General features: G+C 71.7%; 11 protein-coding genes. 2 read left to right on the top strand and 9 right to left on the bottom strand.

The genetic code is table 11. From position 1 onward, the window contains the following. Positions 1-75: 75 nt before the first annotated feature. The 4 genes from SM793_RS34460 to SM793_RS34445 all read right to left on the bottom strand — a co-directional run bounded on the left by SM793_RS34460 (position 76) and on the right by SM793_RS34445 (position 4,241). Positions 76-828 (bottom strand): amino acid ABC transporter ATP-binding protein, encoded by a 753-nt coding sequence (locus tag SM793_RS34460; RefSeq protein ID WP_320442275.1) that lies wholly within the window; start codon positions 826-828, stop codon positions 76-78. A 68-nt stretch (positions 829-896) separates the two neighbouring features. Next, positions 897-1,847 carry an amino acid ABC transporter permease gene (locus SM793_RS34455; RefSeq protein WP_320442274.1) on the bottom strand — a complete coding sequence of 317 codons (951 nt, stop codon included), beginning with the start codon at positions 1,845-1,847 and terminating at the stop codon, positions 897-899. Positions 1,848-1,905: 58 nt separating this feature from the next. Beyond that, positions 1,906-2,841: an ABC transporter substrate-binding protein gene (locus tag SM793_RS34450; protein WP_320442273.1), complete on the bottom strand. Its 936-nt coding sequence runs from the start codon at positions 2,839-2,841 to the stop codon at positions 1,906-1,908. Between the two features lie 476 nt (positions 2,842-3,317). Then, entirely contained in the window at positions 3,318-4,241 is a 924-nt protein-coding gene (locus SM793_RS34445; RefSeq protein ID WP_320442272.1) for an ABC transporter substrate-binding protein, read from the bottom strand. Positions 4,242-4,876: 635 nt separating this feature from the next. On the opposite strand from SM793_RS34445, the gene SM793_RS34440 reads away from it, so the two are divergent. Both SM793_RS34440 and SM793_RS34435 read left to right on the top strand, forming a co-directional pair. Continuing rightward, on the top strand, positions 4,877-6,073 hold the full coding sequence (locus SM793_RS34440) for an NADP-dependent malic enzyme (RefSeq protein WP_320442271.1): 1,197 nt from the start codon (positions 4,877-4,879) through the stop codon (positions 6,071-6,073). Positions 6,074-6,194: 121 nt separating this feature from the next. After that, positions 6,195-7,157 carry a zinc-binding dehydrogenase gene (locus SM793_RS34435; protein WP_320442270.1) on the top strand — a complete coding sequence of 321 codons (963 nt, stop codon included), beginning with the start codon at positions 6,195-6,197 and terminating at the stop codon, positions 7,155-7,157. A gap of 96 nt (positions 7,158-7,253) precedes the next feature. On the opposite strand, the gene SM793_RS34430 is transcribed toward SM793_RS34435, so the two are convergent. The 5 genes from SM793_RS34430 to SM793_RS34410 form a co-directional block, all read right to left on the bottom strand. After that, on the bottom strand, positions 7,254-8,348 hold the full coding sequence (locus SM793_RS34430; protein ID WP_320442269.1) for a PadR family transcriptional regulator: 1,095 nt from the start codon (positions 8,346-8,348) through the stop codon (positions 7,254-7,256). Between the two features lies 1 nt (position 8,349). Then, the gene (locus SM793_RS34425) at positions 8,350-9,300 is read right to left on the bottom strand and encodes a DUF4097 family beta strand repeat-containing protein (protein WP_320442268.1); all 951 of its coding nucleotides are present in this window, start codon (positions 9,298-9,300) and stop codon (positions 8,350-8,352) included. Positions 9,301-9,661: 361 nt separating this feature from the next. After that, positions 9,662-9,841 (bottom strand): DUF6104 family protein, encoded by a 180-nt coding sequence (locus tag SM793_RS34420; protein WP_030392846.1) that lies wholly within the window; start codon positions 9,839-9,841, stop codon positions 9,662-9,664. 59 nt (positions 9,842-9,900) lie between these two features. Beyond that, positions 9,901-11,919 (bottom strand): serine/threonine-protein kinase, encoded by a 2,019-nt coding sequence (locus SM793_RS34415; RefSeq protein ID WP_320442267.1) that lies wholly within the window; start codon positions 11,917-11,919, stop codon positions 9,901-9,903. Positions 11,920-12,222: 303 nt separating this feature from the next. Continuing rightward, positions 12,223-15,987: a multifunctional oxoglutarate decarboxylase/oxoglutarate dehydrogenase thiamine pyrophosphate-binding subunit/dihydrolipoyllysine-residue succinyltransferase subunit gene (locus SM793_RS34410; RefSeq protein WP_320442266.1), complete on the bottom strand. Its 3,765-nt coding sequence runs from the start codon at positions 15,985-15,987 to the stop codon at positions 12,223-12,225. Positions 15,988-16,341 lie beyond the last annotated feature (354 nt).

Raw genomic sequence — 16,341 nt, 5'->3', positions numbered from 1 at the left:
GGGGGCGGGCCGGGGGGGGCGGGCGGGGCGCCGTCCACGGACGCGTTCAGAGCACCGTGGCTCGGAGCATCCTGATCAGAGCACCTTGGAGAGGAACGCGCGGGTCCGCTCGTGCTGCGGGTTGCTGAGGACCTCGCGGGGGGTGCCGGACTCGACCACCACACCGCCGTCCATGAACACCAGCGCGTCGCCTACCTCGCGGGCGAAGCCCATCTCGTGGGTGACCACGATCATGGTCATGCCCTCCTCGGCGAGCCCGCGCATGACGTCGAGCACCTCGCCGACCAGCTCGGGGTCGAGTGCCGAGGTCGGCTCGTCGAAGAGCATCAGCTTGGGCTTCATCGCGAGCGCCCGGGCGATCGCCACCCGCTGCTGCTGGCCGCCGGAGAGCTGGGAGGGGTAGTTCCCGCTCTTGTCGGCCAGGCCGACCCGCTCCAGCAGGGCCATCGAGCGCTCCTTGGCGTCGGCCCTGGACTCGCGCTTGACCTGGACCGGCGCCTCCATCACGTTCTCCACCGCGGTCATGTGCGGGAAGAGGTTGAAGCGCTGGAACACCATGCCGATGTCCCGCCGCTTGAGCGCGACCTCGCGGTCCTTGAGCTCGTAGAGCTTGTCGCCCCGCTGCCGGTAGCCGACCATCTCGCCGTCCACCCAGAGGCGGCCGCCGTTGATCTTCTCCAGGTGGTTGATGCAGCGCAGGAAGGTGGACTTGCCGGAGCCGGACGGGCCGACCAGGCAGAACACCTCGCTCTGCTTGACCTCCAGGTCGATGCCCTTGAGCACCTCGACCAGGCCGTACGACTTGCGGACGCCCTCGGACTTCACCATCGGGCCTGCGCCCGGGCCGCTGCCCGGGTCGTCGCCCGGGCCGTCGGCGGGGGTCTTGGTCAGGTCGGTCATGCGTGGCCGCCTCCCTCGAGTCCGGGGACCACGTCGTTCTTGGCCTTCGGGGTGGGCCGGCCGCCGAACAGCAGCCGCAGCCGCTGGATCGGCGTGGGCGGCAGGGTCCGGTTCGCGCCTCGGGCGTAGTGCCGCTCGATGTAGTACTGCCCCACCGTGAGGATCGAGGTCATGAGCAGGTAGTAGATGCTGACCGCGACCAGGACCGGGATGGTCTGGAAGGTCCGCGAGTAGATGTCGTGGCCGGCGGTGAACAGCTCGGCCAGCGAGATGACCTGGACCAGCGAGGTGGTCTTGAGCATCGAGATGGTCTCGTTGCCGGTCGGCGGGATGATCACCCGCATCGCCTGCGGGAGCACGATCCGGCGCAGCGCGGCCGCGCGGCTCATGCCGAGCGCGTGGGCGGCCTCGGTCTGGCCCTCGTCGACGGACTGGATGCCGCCGCGGACGATCTCCGCCATGTACGCCGCCTCGTTGAGGCCGAGGCCCAGCAGGGCGGCGGTGAAGGTCGGGATCAGGGTGTTGGTCGACTCGGACCAGAGCTCGGGACCGAACGGGATGCCGATCGACAGCTTCGGCCACAGGGCGCCCAGGAAGTTCCAGAACACCAGCTGCACCAGCACGGGGGTGCCGCGGAAGATCCAGATGTAGAACCAGGCCGTCCCCGACAGCAGGGGGTTCGGCGAGAGCCGCATGATCGCGAGCAGCACGCCGCCGACCACGCCCATCAGCATGGACAGGGCGGTCAGTTCGAGCGTCACCCAGATGCCGTGGATGATCTGCTCGTTGGTGAGCGTGTCTCTGACGACGTCCCACTGGAACGCGGGGTTGAAGATCAGGGCGTGGAGCAGCATCGCCGCCAGGACGACGATGACTACTGCTCCGGCCCAGCGTCCGGGGTGGCGCACCGGGACGGCCTTGATGCTCTCAGGCCGTCCCGATTTCACCGCCCCCTGCTCGGAAGATTTCACCTTGGGGCCTCAGGGGGTGTGGTGGTGCGGAGGATCAGCTCTTGGCGGCGTTGATCTCGGACTTGTCGATCGCGCCGGCCTCGACGCCCCACTTCGCGAGGATCTGCTTGTAGGTGCCGTCGGCGATCAGCGACTGGACGGCGCCCTGGACGGCGGGGGAGAGCGGGGAGCCCTTGTCGACGACGACGCCGTAGGGCGCGCTGTCGTAGGTCTCGCCGAGCTTCTCCAGCTGGCCGTTGGTCTGCTTGATCGCGTAGTCGACGACCGGGGAGTCGGCCATCATCACCTGGTCGCGGCCGGAGACCAGCGCGGTGGTGACGTCGGTCTGGAGGGTGAACTTGTCACCGTCGTTGGGGATGGCCGGCTTGTTGGCCTTGGCGCACTCCGGGTTGCGGACGTCGGTGATCTCCTGGGCCTGGGTGGTGCCGGTCTGGACGGCGACCTTCTTGCCGCAGAGGTCCTTGGGGTCGATCTTGTCCGGGTTGCCCTTCTTGACCGCGACGGCGCTGCCCGCGGTGAAGTAGGTGACCATGTCGACGGTCTGCTCGCGCTCCTTGGTGTCGGTGAAGGAGCTCATGCCGAGCTGGTACTTCTTCGCCGTGATGCCCGGGATGATCGAGGTGAAGTCGGCGTTCTGCACATCGGCGGCCAGGCCGAGCTTCTTGGCGATCGCGTTGGCCAGGTCGACGTCGAGGCCGACGATGTTGCCCTTGTCGTCCTTGAACTCGTTGGGCGCGTAGGAGGCGTCGGCGGCGACGATCAGCTTGCCGGAGGACTTGATGTCGGCGGGGACGAGCCCGGCGAGCGCGGGGTCGGCGGACACGGCGGCGACGCTGACGCTGGGGTTGGCCGCACTGCTGCCGCCACTGGAGGAGGACTTGCTGCTGCCGCAGGCGGTCAGCACGAGCGACGCGGACGCGAGCACCGCCGCGGAGGCGAGGAGGCGGGTGCGCTGGGTACGGGCGATCATGGGGGATCTCCTCCTGAGGGAGAGGTCGGACGGGCGTGCCGCGGGGGAGCGGCGCGCCGGAGCAGCAGGGCCGTACGTCGCTGTACGGCCGGGCAGGGAGAACACACAGGGTGGTACCGGGTACTGCTCTCCGCCACCGTCCGCCGAGGTGGGCGTTGACCGAACCGCCTCGACCAGTGGCCGGCTCGATCCGAGATGGGGGGAATCCTGCCATCTGATGACGCTCGGGTGGCCCTCATTCAGATCAAAATCGGATAACGGGGGCCCGTGCTGTCCGCTATTCGGACGAATACCGTGTCCCTGTCACCCTGCGTATAAGTATGCAGATCTCGCTGCTGTCCGCCCGGAGGCCCGGCCGCGCACTCGCCCGATCGTGCGCCCGCTCCGCGGCGGTCCGGACCCCGGTCCGGACCCCGGTCCGGACCCCCGGCGGACCCCCGGCCCGACTCCCCGCCCGCCCCCCGGTCCGGTCCGGCTCAGATGCCTCCGTTGACCACCGCGTTCTGGGCCGCGCCGGCGGCGACGTTCCACTTGCCGAGGATCCTGTCGTACTCGCCGCTGCGGATCAGCTGGTCGATCGCCTTGGCCAGGACGTCGCGCAGTTCGGTGTCCTCCCTGCGCAGCGCGATCCCGTACGGGTTGGACCGGGACTGCGCGCCGGCCACCTCGAAGCGGTTGCCGCCGTCGGTGTTCTTCGCCGCGTAGGCGGCCACCGGGAAGTCGTTCAGGCCCGCCTGCGCCGTGCCGCCGGAGACCTCGGCCAGGGCCTTGGCGTCGCTGTCGAACTTGTGGACGGTGAGCGGCTTGCCGGCGCGGGTGCAGGCGGTCGTCTGCCGGGCGACGATCTCGTCCTGGGTGGTACCGCTCTGCACCGCGACGGTCCGGCCGCAGAGGTCGTCCAGGCCGTGGATGCCCTTGGGGTTGCCCTTCGGCACCACGATCGAGGTGCCGGCGATGAAGTAGTCCACGAAGTCCACCGCGAGGCCGGTCGGCCTGCCGGCCTCGTCCACGCCGTCCCGGCGCTGGCGGACGTCGCTGAGCGCGGACATCGCGACGTCGTACTGCTTGTGGTGGAGATTCGGTACGAGCTTGTCGAAGGGGGTGTCGACGTACTCGATCCGCAGGTCGAGGATCCGGCCGAGGGCCGCGGCGATGTCCGGGTCCAGGCCGTCGGGCTTGCCGTCGGCGCCCCGGAACTCCACCGGCGGGTAGTTGACGTCCATCCCGATCCGCAGCACCTTGCCCGACTGCTGGGCGCTCGGGATCTTCGCGCGGAGCTGCTGGACCGGGTCCTCGGCGACCGTCGCGGTCCCGCCGCAGCCGGTCAGCAGAAGGGTTCCGGTGGTGGCCAGGGCGAGCGCGGCGGTGGCCCGGCGGGCGGCCGGGGCAGGGTGGTGCATCGGTTGCTCCTGAGGGAGGGAGGGGGAGGCGCCGCGGCATCGCGGAGGTGGACGCGAGATGGCGGAACAACGGATCCTCCCATCCCGACCTGCCGCGTCCGTGGGCGGGTGTGTCAGAATCTGGTACCGGGTGACCCCCGACGCTCGAACCGGACCGCCGGGCCGCAAACAGGCCCGGGGTGCACAGGAACGGAAGTCCAGAACGTCGACTCCGTATCCGGCGGCACCGGCTTCCCTACCGTGTCCGTGTTCACTCCCGCGGGTGTGCGTACGTGTGCGCCATTGCCGCTGCCGGGGTCCGGTTCTCACGGTGCCTGATGCCCACAGGCGGCCGTGAGGCGCACGCGAGGCGCATGACAACCATGTGACTTGGACGAAAAGGCATGGGTGCGATGCCCTCGTCCGACCTACGCTCGGCCCGGAAGCACAGCGCGGACCACACGCGGACAACTCCATAAACCCTCATTTCGAGGCGCCCGTTCGACGGCGGCGCCCCGACCCAGCCTTCCCCCGGGGGGCGCTTCGGCGTTCCCGGGTTCCGCTGACCGGCCGCCGGTCACCGGATGCCGGGACCGGCCGGGTCGACCGCCCCGTCGGCCGGGTGTCCTCGCTCGATCAATGACGAAGAGGTCATCGTGGCAGCGGAGATCATCCACAGCAGTACCCAGGACACCGACGATCCGGTCGACGCCGTGTTCGCGCTCCACCGCGGCGGCAAGATGGAGGTCCGGGCGACCGTCCCGGTGCGCGACGCGGACGACCTGTCCCTCGCCTACACCCCGGGTGTCGCCCGCGTCTGCACGGCCATCGCCGAGCAGCCCGAGCTGGTGAACGACTACACCTGGAAGGCCAACACGGTGGCCGTGGTCACCGACGGCACCGCCGTGCTGGGCCTCGGCGACATCGGCCCCGAGGCCTCGCTGCCCGTCATGGAGGGCAAGGCGATCCTGTTCAAGCAGTTCGGCGGCGTGGACGCGGTGCCGATCGCGCTCGCCTGCACCGACGTGGACGAGATCGTCGAGACCGTGGTCCGGCTGGCCCCGTCCTTCGGCGGCGTCAACCTGGAGGACATCTCCGCCCCGCGCTGCTTCGAGATCGAGCGCCGGCTCCAGGAGGCCCTGGACATCCCGATCTTCCACGACGACCAGCACGGCACCGCGATCGTCACCACCGCCGCGCTCTGGAACGCGGCCAAGGTGACCGGCCGCGAGATCGGCTCGCTGCGCGCCGTCATCTCCGGCGCCGGCGCGGCCGGCATCGCCATCGCCAAGATGCTGCTGGCCGCCGGCATCGGCGACGTGGCCGTGTGCGACCGCAAGGGCGTGGTGCACCAGGGCCGCGAGGACCTCACCGACGCCAAGGCGGAGATCGCCGGGCTGAGCAACCGGACCGGCCTCAAGGGCACCCTGGCCGACGCGATGGCCGGCGCCGACGTCTTCATCGGCGTCTCCGGCGGCACCGTGCCGGAGGAGGTCGTCGCGACCATGGCCGAGGGCGCGTTCGTCTTCGCCATGGCCAACCCGAACCCGGAGATCCACCCCGAGGTCGCGCACAAGTACGCCGCCGTGGTGGCCACCGGGCGCAGCGACTTCCCGAACCAGATCAACAACGTGCTGGCGTTCCCGGGCATCTTCGCCGGCGCGCTGCAGGTCCGGGCCACCCGGATCACCGAGGGCATGAAGCTGGCCGCCGCCAAGGCGCTGGCCGGTGTGGTGGCCGACGAGCTGACGCCGCAGAAGGTCATCCCCTCGCCGTTCGACGAGCGGGTCGCCCCGGCCGTCAGCAAGGCCGTCGCCGAGGCCGCCCGCGCCGAGGGCGTCGCCCGCCGCTAGCCCGCCGACGGACCCCAGGGCCCCGTCCGACCCGAGGATCCGAACCCCGCCCGGGCCCGGGACACGCGTCACAGTCACGCGCTGTTCCGGGCCCGGGGGCGTTCTGGCTATCGTCCGGTGCATGTTTGCTGCCTATGCCGCACGAATCGACGCCGACGACCCGCTGAGCGGGCTGGAGTTGGGCGAACGCCCCGAACCCGTGGCCCGGCCGGGCTGGAGCGTGGTCACGGTCCGGGCCGCCAGCCTGAACCACCACGACCTCTGGTCGCTGCGCGGGGTCGGGCTGCCCGCCGAGAAGCTGCCGATGATCCTCGGCTGTGACGCCGCCGGCGTCGACGAGCACGGCAACGAGGTGGTCCTGCACTCCGTGATCGGCCAGACCGGGCACGGGGTCGGCCCGGACGAGCCGCGCTCGATCCTGACCGAGCGCTACCAGGGCACCTTCGCCCAGCAGGTGGCCGTCCCCAGCTGGAACCTGCTGCCCAAGCCCGCCGGACTCTCCTTCGAGGAGGCCGCCTGCCTGCCCACGGCCTGGCTGACGGCCTATCGGATGCTGTTCACCAACGCCGGGGTGAAGCCCGGTGACACCGTGCTGGTGCAGGGCGCCGGCGGCGGGGTGTCGACCGCGCTGGTGGTCCTCGGCAAGGCGGCCGGACTGCGGGTCTGGGTCACCGGCCGGGACGGGGCCAAGCGGGACCGGGCGGTGGGGCTCGGCGCCGACGCGGCGTTCCCGAGCGGGGCCAGGCTGCCCGAGCGGGTGGACGCGGTGATGGAGACGGTCGGCGCCGCCACCTGGTCGCACTCGGTGAAGTCACTGCGTCCGGGCGGCACGATCGTCATCTCCGGCGCCACCTCGGGCCCCAGCCCGGCGGCCGCCGAACTGAACCGGATCTTCTTCCTGGAACTGCGGGTGGTCGGCTCGACCATGGGGACCAAGGAGGAGCTGGCCGGGCTGCTGTCGTTCTGCGCCACCACCGGGGTCCGGCCGGTGATCGACTCGGTGCTGCCGCTGGACGGGGCGCCGGACGCCCTCGCCCGGCTGGCCAAGGGCGAGGTGTTCGGCAAGCTCGTCCTGACGCCGTGAGCCGTGAGCCGTGAGCCGTGAGCCGTGAGCCCGTGAGCCCGTGACGCGACGGCGCCCGGCTCCCCGCGCGGGGAGCCGGGCGCCGGGCGGGCCGGATCAGGAGCGGTCGAGCAGGCGCTTCAGCCGCTCGCCGGCGGTGCCGAGGACGGCGCGGGCCTCGGCCAGCCGGGCGGAGGTCACCCCGCCGTCCCTGGCCGCGTCGCGGACCTGGTCGCGGAAGCGGTCGAGCAGCCGCTCCAGCTCCCGGGCCGGGTCGCCGGCCGGGTCGACGGCGGTCCATCCCGGCAGATCGCCCGGGACCGTGCCGGCCGGCCCGTCCAGATCGGTCTGGTCCAGGTCGTTCTTGTCCAGGTCGATCCGGGTGACGGTGACCCGCTCGGCGGCGGAGTCCTCCTTCGACTCCCCGGACTGTCCCCAGCGGGCCGCGTCGGCCAGCCCGGCCAGACCCCTGGTCAGCTCGGAGAGCCCCTCGGCCAGCCCCGTCGGCCAGTCGCCGCGCGCCGCGTGCTCGCGGACCTGCTGCTCCACCCGGCGCTTGATCCGCAGCGCCTCCTGCTGGGCCGCGGTCCGGGCCGCCCGGGACTGCTCGCGCAGCCGGCGGGCCTCCTCCTCGGCGGCCTTCGCCTTGGCCTTGGCGGCCTTCTCCTGCTCCTTGGCGCGCTTCGCCTGCTCCTTGGCCTGCCGCTTGAAGGCGGCGAACTCCTCCTTGGCGCGCTGCCAGGCGGCCTGGTCGCCCCACGGCCCGGCCCACGGGTTCCCGGCGTTCTCCGGGCCCTGCTCCCCGGAGTCCGCGGCGCCGCGCCTGGCCTGCTCGGCCGCCGCGCCCCAGAGCTGCTCGCGCAGGTCCTGGGCGCTGTCCCGGACGTCCTCGCGGATCGCCCCGGCGAGCTGGGTCACCGAGTCGTGGATCTCCAGCTCGAGATCGTCCAGCTCGCCCTGCCGGGTGGCGAGTTCCGCGCGCCCGGCGTCGGTGAGCCGGTAGACCTTGCGCCCGCCCTCGGTGCTGTGGGCGACCAGCCCCTCCTGCTCCAGCTTGGCGAGCCGCGGGTAGACGGTGCCGGCGGAGGGCGCGTACAGGCCCTGGAAGCGCTCCTCCAGCAGCCGGATGACCTCGTAGCCGTGGCGCGGGGCCTCGTCGAGCAGCTTGAGCAGGTAGAGCCGGAGCCGGCCGTGGCCGAAGACGGGGGTCATGTCAGGCCTCCTTGGTGAGGTCGGGGCCGGTGCCGGGGGTGTCGGACTCGGTGCCGGGGGCGTCGGACTTGCCGAGGTCGGGGGCGGGCAGCTCCCGGGCGGCCCGGGTGTCCTCCTCGGCCTCCGGCCGCTGGAGGACGGTGACCGCCCCGGAGACCGTGGTGACCGAGAGGCTGCCGCTGCCGTCGCCGAGCTGGCCGGAGAGGCGCTTGGTGCCCCAGCCGCCGGCGACGGTGAGCTCCTCGAAGCCGGAGGAGAGGTCGCCGGTGGTGGTGCCGGCCTCGACCTTGGTGTCGGTCAGCGGGGGCAGCCGGACGCCGACCGCGCCGCTGACCGTGTTGACCTTGATCCGGGCGGGGGTGGCGGTCGCGAGGTCCAGGGTGACCGCGCCGGTGACGGCGTTGGCGTGCACCTGCTCGGCGGTGCCGGCGAGCACGGTCAGCCGCCCGGAGACGGTGTTCAGCCGCAGCTGCCCGGCCACCGACTGGGCGTCCACGTCGCCGGTGACGGTGCTGGCGTCGGTCCGCCCGGCCAGGCCGACCAGGGTGATGTCGGCGCTGGCGGTCTGCGTCGAGACGTGCTCGGTGAAGCCGGAGACCGTCGTCGCGGCGGAGACGGTGCCGACCTTGACCTCGGTGCCGGCCGGGACGGTCACGGTGACGGCGGCGGTCCGCTTGCGCTTGAAGGAGGAGAAGAAGCCCTTCACCGACTCGACCGACTTGAGCACGTCGCCGAACTCGTTCCAGCTGCTGAGGTCCTTGTAGGTGACGGTGAGGACGCCGTCGACCAGGGTGACGTGCAGCGGCTCGCCCTTGAGCTCGGTGACCTCCAGCCGGGCGGGGCCGTCGGCGGCGACCACGTTGACCGTGCCGTCGATGATCCGCACCTGGAGCGTTCGGACCGTCTCCTCGATGGTGATCCTGTCGGGTCCTTCGACCGTCCACTGGCTCATCTCTGCCGCCTCCCGTTGGTGTGACTCGCGATGTATCGCGTCCTCTCCCAAAGACGATATATCGCGTGACGGCGAAGTCAAGGGAGTCCGACCCCGAGGCCGACCCGGAGCGGACCCTTAGGGGCTGTCTCCTTGGTGGGACCAGGCGGTCGCCGCCGGGGCACGCACCTCGACGGCTTCTCGTCGGTCGCCGATGCTCCGCATGGACTCCCTCCTCGGCACCGCCGATGCACGCACCCCAACGACGCTCGCCGATCTGCCCCCACCAAGGAGACAGCCCCTGGACCCGCCCCTACGGGGAGCATGCGCGAGGGCCCGGAGGCGGCTGCCTCCGGGCCCTCACGACCACCGTTTCACCAGGTCACTCGTCGTCCTCGTCGTCGAGCCTGGCCAGCCAGGTGGCCAGCCGCTCGACCGGGACCTCGAAGTCCGGGTTGAGGTCGACGAACTCGCGCAGGCGCTCGGCCAGCCACTCGAAGGTGACCTCCTCGTCGCCGCGCCGGCTCGCCAGCTCCTCGATGCCTCGGTCGGTGAAGTACACGGTTCGCTCCGGTCCGGTGGGGATTCGACCTGGCCAGAATAGTCCGGACCGGGACCCGGCTAGCCGGCCCGCCAGGTGGACAGGGTGACCTTGGCCGAGCCGGTGGTGGCGTCCGCCACCTCGACCACGGCGATGGCGATGTTGCGGGTGGTCCGGTCGCGGATGCAGAGCAGGCGGCCCGGCGTGACCCGGTTGAACGTCAGGTCGGTGTCCGGCCGGGAGTCGATCGCCACCGCGCACTGGTCCGGGGTGACGGTCGACTCGGTGATCACGGCGAAGTCCGACTTGTTGTCGCCGATACTGGCGAAGGCGTCGGCCCGGCTGCTGCTGAAGCTGTTGGACTCCCGGCCCAGCCCGAGCCCCCACTTCAGCTCGGTGCCACGGGGCACGACGGTGCCCGCCATCAGGTCGATCCGGTAGGAGTCGCTGGAGTACTCGGTGCCCGGGATGGTCAGCGACTTCTTGTCGATCACCGGCTGGTAGCCGGTGGGCCGGGCCGGGGCGGTCACCCCGTTGGCGGCGGACTTCGACGGCGACGGCGTCGACGAGCCCGCGGCGGAGGTGGGGGACGGGCTCGGCTCGCTGCTCGGTGACTTCGAGTTGTCGGCGGCGGTGGTCGCCGGGGGAGTCGGGGCGGGCTGCTGCTGGGCGCTGTTCGACCTGTCGTTCGACTTCTTGTCGTCCATCTGCTTCACCAGCACCACACCGCCGGCCGTGCCGCCGACCGCCATCACCAGGGCGACGGTCAGCAGCACCTTCCAGGAGACACCGCTCTTGCGGGCCGGCGCGGGCGCCGGGCTGTCGGTGACCACCGGGCCGGGCGGCGGGGTGTCGTAGGACGGCGGCTCGGGCCGCAGCTGGACGGTGGGCGGGGCGCCGAGCAGCGGGCCGGTGGGGGCCTCGGTGGGCGGCTGCGCGGCGCCGTACGCGCCGAGCGGCGGCGGGACGAAGCCGGGCGGCGGGGTGTCCGGCCGGACCGGGCCGAACCCGGGCGGCGGGCCGAAGGACGGCGCGGTGGCCGCGTGGGTGGCGGGCGCCCCGGCCGGCGGCGGCGGCGTCAGCGGGGTCAGCGGGGACGACCCGGACGGCGGCCCCGAGGGCTGCGGGGGAGCGGCCGGCAGCGGGGTGGGCGGAGTCTTCGGCAGGTCCGAGCGGCGGGTGATCTCGGTGTTGACCTGCCGGGGCAGCCAGTCGTCGGCGAAGCGCAGCTGGCCGCCGACGCTCGGGTGGTTGCGGGCGACCTCGATGATCTCGGCCGGCCGGGGCCGGTCCTCCGGGGACTTCGCGAGGCAGCGCAGGACCAGCTCGCGCAGGTCGGCCGGCACGGCGTCCAGATCGGGCTGCTCGTGCACCACCCGGTAGAGCACGGCGGTGTCCGGGCCGTCGCCGAACGGCGCGCTGCCGCCGGCCACGTACGCGGCCAGCGCGCCGAGCGCGAACACGTCGGTCGCCGGGGTGACCGGGCGGCCCTGGGCCTGCTCCGGGGACATGAAGGCGGGCGAGCCGATCCGGTAGCCGGTGCCGGTCAGGGCGGTGGCGTCGGCGGCCCGGGCGATACCGAAGTCGATCACCCGCGGGCCGTCGCCGGCCACCAGCACATTGGCCGGCTTGAGGTCGCGGTGGACCACCTCGACGCTGTGGATGGCCTGCAGCGCCTCGGCGACGCCGCCCATCAGCAGCAGCACGGTGCGCACCGGCAGCGCGCCGTTCTCGCGGACCACCTGCTGCAGCGACGGCCCGGGGACGTAGGCGGTGACCAGCCACGGCGCGTCCGAGTCCAGACCGCCGGAGTCGATCACCTGGGCGGTGTAGAGGCCGTGGATGCGCTGGGCGTTGGAGACCTCCTGGGCGAACCGGCGGCGGAACTCGCTGTCCTCGGCGAACTCCGGGCGGACCACCTTGAGCGCCACCGGCCGACCGCCGGGCGTGTAGGAGAGGTAGACGCGGCCCATGCCGCCGGCCCCGAGCCGGGCGAACAGGCGGTAGCCGCCCACCTCCCTGGGGTCGTCGGGGAGCAGCGGCTGGAAGACCGGCGGGAGGGGTGCGGCGGCGGCGTCCCGTGGCGTGTCGGCGGTCATACGGTTTTGATCCCCCTGGGAGAGCGGTGAGGTCCACCGGACTCCGCCGGTGGGCGCGACGACGGGCACCCGGCCGACGGTCCGGCGAGGCATAACCTATCGATCCGTCAGCCGGCCGCGCAGGTCGGTGCCGCTTTGGTTGCAGAGCTGGGACCTTCGCACACGGCGCGGGCACGGCGCGGGCACGGCGCGGCGCCCGTCCGGGAACGACGGCGGCCCCCCGTCGCCCTGGGATCCAGGGAGACGGGGGGCCGTTGCCGTGCTCGCGCGGCCGACCGGTGGGAACCGGTGCGGACCGGTGCGTCAGATCGTGAAGATCTCCTCCAGCAGCGCCTGCTGCTCGGCGCCGTGGCGCTTGGCCGAGCCGACCGCCGGGGCCGAGGAGGCCGTGCGGGCGACGCGGCGCAGCCGCGAACCGTCGGCGCTGCGGCCGACGACGACCTGGAGGTGGTCGACCAGGTTCATCGCGATGAACGGCCAGGCACCCTGGTTGGCCGGCTCCTCCTGCGCCCAGACGAACTGGACGTCGTCGCCGTACTTGGCCAGCTCCTCCTGGAGCTCGGCCACCGGCAGCGGGTAGAGCCGCTCGACCCGGACGATCGCGGTGTCGGTGACGCCGCGCTCGGTGCGGGCCGCCTCCACGTCGTAGTAGAACTTGCCGGCCGTGATGACGACCTTGCGGACGTTCGCCGGGTCGACGGTGGTGTCGCCGATGACCGGGCGGAACGAGCCGGACAGGAACTCCTCCGTCGCACTCGCCGCGGCCTTCAGACGCAGCATCGACTTCGGGGTGAAGACGATCAGCGGCTTGTGGTGCGGGTTGTGCGCCTGCCAGCGCAGCAGGTGGAAGTAGTTCGACGGCAGGGTCGGCATGGCGACCGTCATGTTGTCCTGCGCGCACATCTGGAGGAAGCGCTCCGGGCGGGCGGACGAGTGGTCCGGGCCCTGGCCCTCGTAGCCGTGCGGCAGCAGCAGGGTGACGCCCGAGTGCTGGCCCCACTTCTGCTCGGCGGAGGCGATGTACTCGTCCACCATGGTCTGCGCGCCGTTGACGAAGTCGCCGAACTGCGCCTCCCACATGACCAGCGCGTTCGGGCGGGTCAGCGAGTAGCCGTACTCGAAGCCCATCGCCGCGTACTCGGACAGCAGGCTGTCGTACACGGTGTAGCGGGCCTGGTCCTCGGTGAGGTACTGCAGCGGGGTGTAGTCCTCGCCGGTGGCCCGGTCGATCAGGACGGCGTGCCGCTGGCCGAAGGTGCCCCGGCGGCTGTCCTGGCCGGCCAGGCGGACCGGGTGGCCCTCCATGAGCAGCGAGCCGATGGCGAGGGTCTCGCCCATCGCCCAGTCGATGGTGTTGTCCTCGACCGAGCCGGCGCGGCGCTGCAGCTGCGGCATCAGTCGCGGGTGGACGGTCAGCCAGTCCGGCAGGTTGACCTGCGAGGCGGCGATCCGCTTGACCATCTCCTGGGAGATGCCGGTCCGGATGGTGACCGGGAAGTCGGCGACCGGCTTGCCGTTGGTGGCGGGGGCCGGGGTCTGGGCGGCGTCGCGGACCTCGGCGAACACCTTCTCCAGCTGGCCCTGGAAGTCCTGGAGCGCCTGCTCCGCCTCTTCCATGGTGATGTCGCCGCGACCGATCAGGCCCTCGGTGTACAGCTTGCGCACCGAGCGCTTCTTGTCGATCAGGTCGTACATCAGCGGCTGGGTGAACGACGGGTTGTCGGCCTCGTTGTGACCGCGGCGGCGGTAGCAGATGAGGTCGATCACGACGTCCTTGTGGAACTCCTGGCGGAACTCGAAGGCGAGCCGCGCGATGCGGACCACGGCCTCCGGGTCGTCGCCGTTCACGTGGAAGATCGGGGCCTCGATCATGCGGGCCACGTCGGTGCAGTACATCGAGGAGCGGCTGGAGGCCGGGGCGGCGGTGAAGCCGACCTGGTTGTTCACCACGACGTGCACGGTGCCGCCGGTGCGGTAGCCGCGCAGCTGCGACATGTTCAGGGTCTCCGCGACGACGCCCTGGCCGGCGAAGGCCGCGTCGCCGTGGATCTGGATCGGCAGCACCGGGAAGGTCGTGCCGCCCTGGTCCAGGATGTCCTGCTTGGCGCGGGCGATGCCCTCGACGACCGGGTCCACGGCCTCCAGGTGGGAGGGGTTCGCGGCCAGCGAGACCTTGATGGTCTCGCCGTCCAGGCCGGTGAAGGTGCCCTCGGAGCCGAGGTGGTACTTCACGTCGCCGGAGCCGTGCATCGACTTCGGGTCGAGGTTGCCCTCGAACTCGCCGAAGATCTTGCCGTACGGCTTGCCGACGATGTTGGCCAGCACGTTGAGGCGGCCGCGGTGGGCCATGCCGATGACGGCCTCGTCCAGGCGGTGCTCGGCCGCCGAGTCGATGGTGGCGTCCAGCAGCGGGATGAGCGACTCGCCGCCCTCCAGCGAGAAACGCTTCTGCCCGACGTACTTGGTCTGCAGGAAGGTCTCGAAGGCCTCGGCCGAGTTCAGCCGGCGCAGGATGCGCAGCTGCTCCTCGCGCTCCGGCTTGGTGTACGGCTTCTCCAGGCGCTCCTGCAGCCACCTGCGCTGCTTGGGGTCCTGGATGTGCATGTACTCGATGCCGACCGTGCGGCAGTACGTGTTGCGCAGCAGGCCGAGGATGTCGCGGAGCTTCATCATCCGCTGGCCGCCGAAGCCGCCGACCGCGAACTCGCGCTCCAGGTCCCACAGGGTGAGGCCGTGGGTGGTGACGTCCAGGTCGGGGTGCTTGCGCTGCTTGTACTCCAGCGGGTCGGTGTCGGCCATGAGGTGGCCGCGGACCCGGTAGGAGTGGATCAGCTCGATGACGCGGGCGGTCTTGTTGACCTCGTCGTCGTGCGTGGTGGCGACGTCGGTGGCCCAGCGGACCGGCTCGTACGGGATCCGGAGGGACTCGAAGATCTCGTCGTAGAAGCCGTTCTGCCCGAGCAGCAGCTGGTGGATCGTGCGCAGGAACTCGCCGGACGCCGCACCCTGGATGACGCGGTGGTCGTAGGTCGAGGTCAGCGTCATGATCTTGGAGACGCCGAGGCGGGCCAGGGTCTCCGGGGCGGAGCCCTGGAACTCGGCCGGGTACTCCATGGCGCCGACGCCGACGATGGTGCCCTGGTTCTGCATCAGGCGCGGCACGGAGTGCACGGTGCCGATGCCGCCGGGGTTGGTCAGCGAGACCGTGACGCCGGTGAAGTCGTCCATGGTCAGCTTGTTGGCGCGGGCCCGGCGGACGATGTCCTCGTAGGCCTGCCAGAAGCCGAAGAAGTCGAGCGTCTCGGCCTTCTTGATGGCCGCGACGACGAGCTGGCGGTCACCGTTCGGCTTGACCAGGTCGATGGCCAGGCCGAGGTTCACGTGCTCGGGCTTGACCAGGTAGGACTTGCCGTCCTCCACCTTGTAGCTGTGGTTCATGCCCGGGTAGGCCTTGACGGCCTGGACCAGGGCGTAACCGATCAGGTGGGTGAAGGAGACCTTGCCACCGCGGGCGCGCTGCAGGTGGTTGTTGATGACAATGCGGTTGTCGATCAGCAGCTTGGCCGGGACGGCGCGGACCGAGGTGGCGGTCGGCACCTCCAGCGAGGCGTCCATGTTGGTGGCGACGGCCTTGGCCGGCCCGCGGAGCTGGACCAGCTCGGGGCCCGCGCTCGCGACGGCCGGCACGGGTGCCGGGGCGGCGGCCTTGGGCGCCGGGGGCGCGGCCGGAGGCGCGGCGAGCGGCGCGGGAGCCACGGGGGCCGCGGGGGCTGTCGGGGCCTGCTGCACCGGCGCGGGGGCGGCCGGGGCTGCGGGGGCCTGGACGGCCGGAGCGGACGCGGGGGCGGCGGCGGGGATCGGCGTCACGCCGACCTGGGTCGCGGCCTGGGTCACTGGGGTCACCTCGGTACCGGGCTTGTAGTCGGCGAAAAAGTCCCACCAGGCTCGGTCGACCGAGTTCGGGTCCTGGAGGTACTGCTGGTAGATCTCGTCGACGAGCCACTCATTGGGGCCGAAGCCAGTGGAGCTAGCCGAGCTGTTGGGGTGTTCGGGGGACTGTGGCGACACGGCGGCAACCGCCCTCTTCCGCTTCCTTTTGGGATGTTTGGACAGCGGGGATTAAGGCTACGCCTCCGATCAGTGATCGCGCAGTCCCCGGGGGGCAGGCGTCGCCCAGATCACAGTCCTGACCTGCGGATTGGCTGGAAATGTGCGTTAGAAAGCCACATCGGCGGGGAACCGACTGCTTCCGATCGCCATCTAAAGACTGACAAATACGGACAAAATAGGGCGTCGATCCTCTTTGCGGCACTGTGTCGGATCTGTGACATCCGTCCCGGTGCCGCCGCTCCGCCCGCGGGGGGGGGGGGGGGGGGGGCCCCCCCACCCCCGGGGGGGGCCGCCGGGGGGGCCCCCCCCCCC

Source organism: Kitasatospora purpeofusca (assembly GCF_034043715.1).
GTDB lineage: Bacteria > Actinomycetota > Actinomycetes > Streptomycetales > Streptomycetaceae > Kitasatospora > Kitasatospora purpeofusca_A.
The sequence above is the reverse complement of the archived record's forward strand: the minus strand, read 5'-3'. Positions and strand labels throughout refer to the sequence as shown.

Excerpts from the sequence above, each read along its gene's own strand:
- SM793_RS34430 (WP_320442269.1), bottom strand. The coding sequence starts at position 8,348 with ATGACCCCCGTCTTCGGCCACGGCCGGCTCCGGCTCTACCTGCTCAAG.
- SM793_RS34415 (WP_320442267.1), bottom strand. The coding sequence starts at position 11,919 with ATGACCGCCGACACGCCACGGGACGCCGCCGCCGCACCCCTCCCGCCG.
- SM793_RS34460 (WP_320442275.1), bottom strand. The coding sequence starts at position 828 with ATGGTGAAGTCCGAGGGCGTCCGCAAGTCGTACGGCCTGGTCGAGGTG.
- SM793_RS34425 (WP_320442268.1), bottom strand. The coding sequence starts at position 9,300 with ATGAGCCAGTGGACGGTCGAAGGACCCGACAGGATCACCATCGAGGAG.
- SM793_RS34435 (WP_320442270.1), top strand. The coding sequence starts at position 6,195 with ATGTTTGCTGCCTATGCCGCACGAATCGACGCCGACGACCCGCTGAGC.
- SM793_RS34450 (WP_320442273.1), bottom strand. The coding sequence starts at position 2,841 with ATGATCGCCCGTACCCAGCGCACCCGCCTCCTCGCCTCCGCGGCGGTG.
- SM793_RS34445 (WP_320442272.1), bottom strand. The coding sequence starts at position 4,241 with ATGCACCACCCTGCCCCGGCCGCCCGCCGGGCCACCGCCGCGCTCGCC.